This is a genomic window from Streptomyces mayteni, from assembly GCF_054783955.1.
Genome location: NZ_BAAGPR010000203.1, coordinates 1 through 6627 on the forward strand (window position 1 = coordinate 1; position 6627 = coordinate 6627).

10 protein-coding genes are annotated in these 6627 nt (G+C 71.3%); 1 reads left to right on the top strand and 9 read right to left on the bottom strand.

The genetic code is table 11. From position 1 onward, the window contains the following. A partial coding sequence (locus ACYVPE_RS38765) for a hypothetical protein (RefSeq protein ID WP_461038545.1) occupies window positions 1–761 on the top strand: 761 nt, incomplete at its 5' end. Between the two features lie 15 nt (window positions 762–776). On the opposite strand, the gene ACYVPE_RS38770 is transcribed toward ACYVPE_RS38765, so the two are convergent. The 9 genes from ACYVPE_RS38770 to ACYVPE_RS38810 form a co-directional block, all read right to left on the bottom strand. Next, a complete protein-coding gene (locus ACYVPE_RS38770; RefSeq protein WP_461038546.1) occupies window positions 777–1520 on the bottom strand; it encodes an OmpA family protein in 744 nt (247 codons plus the stop codon). A gap of 13 nt (window positions 1521–1533) precedes the next feature. After that, window positions 1534–2142 (bottom strand): hypothetical protein, encoded by a 609-nt coding sequence (locus ACYVPE_RS38775; RefSeq protein ID WP_461038547.1) that lies wholly within the window; start codon window positions 2140–2142, stop codon window positions 1534–1536. A gap of 34 nt (window positions 2143–2176) precedes the next feature. Then, window positions 2177–2791 carry a pilus assembly protein TadG-related protein gene (locus tag ACYVPE_RS38780; protein WP_461038548.1) on the bottom strand — a complete coding sequence of 205 codons (615 nt, stop codon included), beginning with the start codon at window positions 2789–2791 and terminating at the stop codon, window positions 2177–2179. 38 nt (window positions 2792–2829) lie between these two features. Continuing rightward, a complete protein-coding gene (locus ACYVPE_RS38785) occupies window positions 2830–3024 on the bottom strand; it encodes a hypothetical protein (RefSeq protein WP_461038549.1) in 195 nt (64 codons plus the stop codon). 338 nt (window positions 3025–3362) lie between these two features. Further along, window positions 3363–3698, bottom strand: a complete 336-nt coding sequence (locus ACYVPE_RS38790) for a hypothetical protein (RefSeq protein WP_461038550.1) — start codon at window positions 3696–3698, stop codon at window positions 3363–3365. A gap of 64 nt (window positions 3699–3762) precedes the next feature. Next, window positions 3763–4425, bottom strand: coding sequence for a hypothetical protein (locus ACYVPE_RS38795; protein ID WP_461038551.1), 663 nt, complete (start codon window positions 4423–4425; stop codon window positions 3763–3765). Window positions 4426–4451: 26 nt separating this feature from the next. Continuing rightward, window positions 4452–4751 carry a WXG100 family type VII secretion target gene (locus tag ACYVPE_RS38800; RefSeq protein WP_461038552.1) on the bottom strand — a complete coding sequence of 100 codons (300 nt, stop codon included), beginning with the start codon at window positions 4749–4751 and terminating at the stop codon, window positions 4452–4454. A gap of 98 nt (window positions 4752–4849) precedes the next feature. After that, complete coding sequence (locus ACYVPE_RS38805; RefSeq protein ID WP_461038553.1) at window positions 4850–5743, bottom strand: DUF5936 domain-containing protein; 894 nt, start codon at window positions 5741–5743, stop codon at window positions 4850–4852. Window positions 5744–5756: 13 nt separating this feature from the next. Next, on the bottom strand, window positions 5757–6627 hold an 871-nt coding region (locus ACYVPE_RS38810; protein ID WP_461038554.1), incomplete at its 5' end, for a type II secretion system F family protein.

A 6627-nucleotide genomic window follows, 5' to 3' on the forward strand; every position in this document is an offset into this window, starting at 1 on the left:
GGCTCGCGCTGCTGCTGACCGCGACCGCAGTGGTCGCCACGGTGCTGGGGGCGGTGCTCGGCGCACGCCTGCTCGGCGGCGACGGCGGCGGCGACGGGGGCGGGGGCGCGGGCGGGGGCGGCGACACGGCGTCGGATGGCGAGACCGGAACCACCGCACCGGAGACGAGCAGCGGCGGGTCGGCCCCGGAGGACACGTCGGACGACGCGGGGGCTGACCTGTCGAACGACGAGCCGGTCATCGACGGCCGGTACGAGGTCGCCCAGAGCGAGGTGGCGGTGCCGATCCGGGCGCCGCTGTTTCACGAGGACACCGACGTGTCCTACAGCGGCGAGTGCCTGCGGGCCAATCTGACGCTGGTCGACCTGGCTGAGCTGTCGGCCCGGACGGGGATCGCCTACGGCAGCTTCGAGCACACGGAGAGCGACTTCGGGTTCCGCTACATGTTCTGCGACGACGCCGACGCGTCGGAGGACGGCATCTGGTTCGACCCGGCGATGTTCGTCGGCGCGACGGATGATCGCGGCATCGACGCCGAGGGCTGCTACGAGGCCGCTCACAGCAACCCGCTGCCCAATCCGGTGCCCCCGGACGACATCACCCAGGGCGTGAACCTGCGCGAGAACACCGGCATCTGCGCCGAGGGCCCGGACGGCACCGTGGTACTGCTGTGGATCGACGCCGTCGAGCCCGATCCCAACAACCGGGACCTGCCCAGCTACCTCACCACCGCCACCCAGTGGCGGCCCGCCGACCAGTAGCGGCGGGCCGGGACCTCACTCCGTGGTGGGCCAGGAGATCTCGACCCGCCGGTTGCGCTGCCGGCCGTCATCGGTCGCGTTGTCGTAGAGCGGGTAGTCCTCGCTGTAGCCGCGGACGTTGAACTCTATGCCGGAGGCGTCGCCGATCAGTCCGAGCAGCACCTGCTGGGTGTTGCGCGCCCGCTCCTCCGAGAGGGTCAGGCCGTACTCGTAGGAGCCCTGGTCGTCGGTGAAGCCGAAGATGTTGACGCGGGGCGGCTGGTACTCGTCGATGGCGGCGGCCACTTCGAGCAGCGCCTCCTCCGCGGCCGAGGAGAGCTCGGAACTGTTCTCGTCGAAGAGGACGTCCGTCTGCAGGGTGAACTTGTGCGTGCCGCCGGTCTGTTCCTCGCGCTGGCCGCCGGCGGGCTCCTGTCCGCCACCGGTGTCCTCCGGCGTGTCGTCGGGCACGTCCTCCTCCGGGGTACCGCCCGTCTCCTCCTCTTCCGGCGTCTCGGTGCTCTGGCCGCCGGTGCCGAGGTCCTCGGTGATGAACTTGATGTCCAGCACCCGGGGCTGGGCGAGGGTGGCGCCGTCCGTCAGCATCAGACCGGCCGCCTCGGGGTCGATCTCCGGGGCGGCCGGCGCCTCGTAACCGGGGGGCTGCTCGATCTCCTCGTCGCCCTCGTCGGCCAGGGCCGGTGTGCCGAAGGCCAGCACGGCGGCTCCGGTCAGCGTGATCACCGCGAGGCGGCCTGAGTGGTGTGCTCGGTTCGTCATCTGCCAGCTCCGCTCAACGGATCTCGATGGTGGCCGGAGGCATCTGACCGATCTGGAAGTCCACCTCGGTGGTACCCGGGTCGGGCTCGGGGAACTGCGCGTACCAGCTCATCGTGTCGCCGGGCTCGATCTGCAGGCCGAACCCGGTGCACAGGCAACGCCCCTCGGTGTCACGGAGGATCAGGTAGCGCTTGCCCTCCTCGCGCGCGGTCAGGGTGGCGCCGGCCATCGAGAAGTCGTTGCCGATGAGCTCGCGCTCGTCCCCCGCCCAGGCCGCGGCGCGCCAACCGTCTCCGCCGCCGTTGTGGATGGTGCCCTCGACGGACAGGAAGCCGCCGGACTGGCGCTCGGCGCTGGTGATGGTCAGGGTGATCTCCTCCTCGCCCGTCACCTCGGCCAGCACCACCTCGGACTCGCCCTCGCCCGACTCCGCGTCGTCCGTCGCCTCGTCGTCGCCCGATTCGCCGCCGCTCTCCGTGGTTTCCTGCGACGAGCCGGCGCCGTCGTCCTCGTTCCCGTCGTCACCGCCGCCGCCTCCGCAACTCGCCACGGCGATCACCAGGGCGGCGCCGAGCGCCACCACGATCAGAATGAGGCGTGACTTGTTATCACGGAGGTCCATCGGGCGCCATTCCTTCGCATTCTCTCGGTGGAGATCAGTCTTCCAGGTAGACCCGGAACAGGTCCCGGGCTTCCGGCCTTCCGCCCTCGTCGCCGGGATCGAAGGACCAGTCGCGGTCCTCGTCGCAGCGGAGGTCGACCCGGTCGTCCTCGTCCTGTTCCTCGTCCCCGCCCTCGTCCCCGCCGTCGTCCTCGTCCTGGCCCTCGTCCTCCGTGAGCTCGCACAGCCCGCGGATCACGGCCGTCGCCTCGGCGGTCGCCGTCAGGCTCTCGGTGCCGGGTATCAGGGACTCCCCCACCGTGCCGCGGGTGTCCACGACCACCCGGTATCCGTCGCTGAGCGGGTCGCAGCCGGTGAGGGCGGCGTCGTTGCGGTCGGCCAGCCGCTCGGCGGCCGCGCAGGGCGGCCCGTTGGGCAGGTCGAGGCCGTCGAGGATGTCCCCCAGGTCGACGTCCTCGTCGGCGTCCTCACCGATCCCGGCGAGGAAGTCGTCGTACAGCAGGTCCCGGGCCTCCTGCGCGGCGGCCAACGCGGCCGCGTCGGCGGCGGACTGCCCGCTGCTGCGGGTGAGAGCGGCCTGCGCGAAGACGAAGAAGATCAGGGCGGCCGTGAGCACGCCGGTTATCAGCCAGATGTAGAGCGGGAACACCGCTCCACGGTCATCACGTACTACACGTACTACACGTACTAGAGGATGTCGGCGATCGCGTTGGCCACCGCGTCGGTGACCAGGCCAGGGATGCCCAACCCCACCACGCCGGCCACCACCGCTGCGATCAGCAGCAGCAGCCCCGCGTACTCCACGAACCCCGCGCCACGGTCGGCGTAACGGCCCTGTGTCCGTTCCGCGATGGCGCGTCCCCACTGCAGCAGCCTGGTCATGGCGTCCCTCTCCTCCGGCTGTTGTCGGCTCAGCCGGCTTGCTCGGGCCCCTGCGACTCCACCCCTTACGGTACTGCGGAGTAGCGTTCCCGGATATGGGGGACGGTGGGCAACTCTGCCCAGGTGGCGCTCCCTTGACGGTGCCACGCACCATGCCCGACCCCCTCCCAGCGGGCGAACCCGTACACCTGTCGGCACTGACTGTGCCACACCGAACGCGACTTGGGCAGGGAGACCCGAATGAACGAGAGACGTCGCCCGGCGCGGTGCGGCGGTCCGAGCAATGTGCCCGCCCCCTGGAGCGGTGAAACTCCGGGAGCGGGCACGAACGTCAGTCGTCAGACCGCCTGTTGTGAGCCGTCAGAGCCGCCGTCGCCGCCGCTCTCGGTCAGCGAACTCTCCAGGTCCGTCTCGAACTCGCCGACGGTGCGGATCACCGTGTCGGCCATCTCGGCCAGGCCGTCCAGCTGTTCGCTGATGTCGCCGCGGCCGTCCTTCCAGCCGCTGACGAAGTCGTCGAGCGCGCTGACGATCCGGTCGTCGCCGAACGAGTCGTTGTACTGGTCGAAGGTGTCCCCCGTGCGGTTCATGTACTCCTTGACGCTGCGCAACTGCGGGCCGAACTCGCTGAGCGCGCTCAGCGGGATGGCCATCCGTTCGCCGCTGTCCGCCATGCCTCTGCCCTCCCCTCTGGGTCCTCGGTCTGCCGCGGTCCTCGGCAGTGTTCCGCGGGTCTCGCTACTCGCCCTGCTCCGGCGTTCCGACGAAGCGGAAGGTGGAGGTGATGGCGTCGAAGACGTCGAAGAACGAGTCCGCCAGGTCGAGCACCTGGCTGCTGCCCGAGACCAGCGCCACGGCCCGTTCGTCGCCCTGCACCGGGATGAAGGTCTGCATCAGCACGGCACGCACGGTGCGCGAGTCGCCGGGGACCGGGATGTCCTCGATGCCGCGGGTGCGGGCCGCCGTGCCGACCTCCGGGATGTCGACGGTGGTCACCTCGCGCCAGGCGTCGCCCTCGCGCCTGGCCTGCCGGGTGCCGAGCTGGCCGACGATGGCGGCCGGATCGGTCGGCAGCACCTCGCCCGACGAGGTGCGCGCCCCGACCAGGGAGACCGTCACCGAGGCGGTGATCGGCGGGCCGCCGCCGAAGCTCTGCGCCATGCAGCCGCAGTACTGCGCCCCCGAGTCCCAGGCCTGGCGGGCCTGCCGGCGCAGGAAGGAGGTGATCACCTCGCGGTGCTCGGCCATCTCGGGGACGGCCCGCACCCGCTCGTCCACCATCCGCCGGATGCTGTTGTCCCGTGTCTCGGGGCGCAGGTCGAACTCCCACCAGGAGTCGGGCACCGATATCCGGAACCCCTGGCGCTCGATGGTGACCGCGTCGGCCCACTTGTCGGCCATGGTCGTCGCTCCTCCCTCCCGGCCCGCTAGCCGCGGAGACCTTCCTCTAGCTGCTGGTCGAGATCGGAGAACCCGTCGGCCGCGCCGTGCAGGAAGTCGCCGAGGCCCTGGAGCGCCTCGATGGTCTGCCGCGCACCGTTCGTGAACTCGTCGTACTTCTGGTCGAAGGCCGTGGCCGAGCGGGACACGTAGCCGTCCTGGACGAGATCGGAGATGTACGTGCGCAGCATCGTGAACTTCTCGAGCAGCGCGTCCTTCTCGTCGACGAGCCGGTCCCCCGCGTTGTGCATGTCCTGATACGTGACGTCGAGGTCACCTTCGGCCATGTGACACACCCCCTTCGGGACAAGACTAGTGGCCGTCGCGTCCGCACATCCCACCGGATTCGTAACAGGACCTCAACGGACCGGCGGCCCCTGTCTCGTCAGGGGCTGTCGAGGATGGATCCGAAGTCGGTGCCGGAGCCCAGGATCATGCCGGTGACGATGATGATCATCGTGGCGGGGACCATGAACACCAGGGTGGCCAGGGTGGCCATCGGGATGGCGCGGGCGGCGCGGCGGCGGGCGTTCTGGGCGTCGGTGCGGCGCATGTCCTTGGCGATCTGGATCAGGGTCTCGGCGATCGGCGAGCCCAGCTCCTCGCCCTGCTGGAGCGCGGAGACGAACTGGTTGACCGGCTCCGAGTCGTTGCGGCGGCGCAGCTCCTCGAACGCCTGCCGGCGCGAGACGCCGACGTCCATCTGGCGCAGGGTGATGCGGATCTCGTCGGCCCAGGGCCCCTCGTAGCGGGCGGAGACCCGGTCGAGCGCCTGCCGGAAGCCGAGTCCGGCGGAGACGACGACGGCCAGCACGTCGAGGAAGTCGGGCAGGGTGCGGTCGATGACGTCGCGCCGCTCCCGCACGCCCTGCCAGATGGTGGCGTCGGCGGCGAACAGGCCGAACGCGGCGGAGAGCAGCCCGAGTACCGGCCAGCCGGCCGCGATGAACAGCAGGGTGGTGAGCAGCCCGAAGACGCCGTAGACGGCGCGCCTGGCGGCGTAGCGGTCGATGGTCAGGCCGCCGGGGTGGCCGGCCTGGTCGATCCGCCGGCGCTTGCGGTCCACGGCCTTGCGCCCCATGAGACGCAGCACCAGGGGCGCGAGCCGGATGCCGAGCCGGTCGACGGCGGAGCCGCCGGCCGAGACCCGGGTGGAGCCGATCTCCAGCGCCAGCGCGAGGTCGGCGGGGAGTCGGGCGCCGGAGCGCAGCATCCGGACGGCGGTGACGATGCCGAACACGGCGGCGCCCATCGCCAGGCCGAGCAGCAGTCCGACCATGTGGCAACCCTCCCTAGACGTCGATCCGGCCGAAGCGGCGGACGACGAAGAAGCCGACGATATAGAGGCCGAACGCGACGACCATCGCGATCTGGCCGGCGGTGGAGCCGGTGACCCGGCCGAGCGCGCCAGGCGACATGGTGTTGATCATCAGCAGCGCGCCGAGGCCGAGCGCCGGCACGGTGACGGCGGTGGCGTTGATCTCGGCGAGCATGGTGCGCACCTCGCGCCTGGTCTCCTTGCGCTCCTCCAGGGTCTCGGTGAGGTTGCGCAGCGAGGCGACGATGGTGCCGCCGGCCCGGTTGGCCAGTATCAGGGTGGTGACCAGCACGTTGAGCTCGCGGGACGGCAGCCGGTCGCCGAGTTCGGCCAGCGCCTCCTCCATCGACCGGCCGACGGCCAACTGGTTGGCGACGGTGGCGAGTTCGGCGCCGGCCGGGTCCTCCATCTCCTCGGCGGCCATGGAGAGCGCGGTGCGCATGGCGAGGCCGGCCGCGGTGCCGTTGGCGATCAGCCGGGCGAGTTCCGGGAGTTGGCTGATGAACCGCTCGGTGCGGCGGGCCCGCTGCCAGTTGAGGAAGGCGTTGCCGGCCCAGAGCGCGACGGCACCGCAGAGCGGGCCGAAGAACGGGGCGAGCACGGCCGAGCCGATCAGCCAGAGCGCGACGACGGCGGCCAGCACGTAGGCGGTGTACTCGCCGACGGTCAGGTCGAGCCCGGTGGCCCGCAGCTTGAGCCGGAGCCGACGGCCGAGGCCGGTGTCGCGCAGCCGCCGGTCCAGGGCGTCGAAGCGGCGCCGGCGGCCCGGCGGCCGGTCGGTGGGCAGCGCGGCGGCCGCCTCGGCGGCGCCGGCCGCCGCGCCGGCGCGCCGGTCGACGAGGGTG